Genomic DNA, 983 nt, shown 5'->3' on the forward strand with positions numbered 1-983 from the left:
ATGGCGGCCACGCCCAGCGAGTCAAACAGTGGGCCGCCGCCTTCGGTGTCAGGGGTGAGATACCCCATGTCGAAGGTGTAGGTCACGCCAAGTGCATCGGGATAGCGCATGCCGAGCTTGATGAGGAAGGGAAGCGTGCCGTCGTCAGCGAGGAAGGCATAGGGGATGCACAGTCCGGGCTCGGTGGGAATCTCGAACTCGGCACGCGCGCGGAAGCGTTTGAGGAAGGCACGCATGCGGGCCCGGTTGGCCTCTGGCTGGTCTGCGCGGCCGGTCTGCTCGAAGATATGCAGCCAGGGCTTGCGGTAGACGTAGGCAGTGAGCTTTTCCCTGAATTCTTCGGGATGTGGGTCGTTCTTGCGGAGGCGTTCCGGGTCCGCGGACCACACACCCAGGCTGTCGCGCAAGCCGGTATCGAAACGATGATCGAGGTTGGCGTGTGCGATCCACATGTCAGCATCGCGGATTGTCTTTTCAAACGAATCCTTCGACTCAGCGTAATGTGGGCTGAGAAGCAGTTCTCTTGCGGTGGCGACTTCGCTGGCTTGACGATCTAGCGCGTTCTTTCGATCAAGATCGAGGGCCCTATGTTGGAAATCAAAATCGCTTCCATTGGGGTCGAAGATAACCGCCACCCTCGTATTGTCGACCTCAATCTTATTCACTTCTTTCACGTTGTAGCTGTGTCGAAGAGAGAAGACGAACTCTTTGTCAGGATTAGCGGGCCATTGGGCGGAGGTGTCTACGTCGAAAACATGTCGACCCAAGCATTCCCGATGTTTCCCCGATGGTTGCGTTGAATAGGCTGCGTGCGCGGCCCGCTGCAACGTTTCTAGCCATTCCTGTGCCCGTTCTGTCTCCTCACGTTCGGCGCGCGACGGGCCGCAGCCCATCAGAAGCGACACGGCCACAGCTGTGAGCAGGCATCGACTGATCGTGAAGGGCTTCATTTACCGGTCCCCACGGTAGAGACGCCGTACCCC

1 pseudogene is annotated in these 983 nt (G+C 58.8%); it reads right to left on the minus strand.

What is annotated here, in order from left to right:
- A pseudogene (locus AB4Z27_RS29130) lies at positions 1-950 on the minus strand (hypothetical protein); the annotation flags it as partial.
- Positions 951-983: the final 33 nt, after the last annotated feature.

Source organism: Cupriavidus sp. KB_39 (assembly GCF_052114485.1).
GTDB lineage: Bacteria > Pseudomonadota > Gammaproteobacteria > Burkholderiales > Burkholderiaceae > Cupriavidus.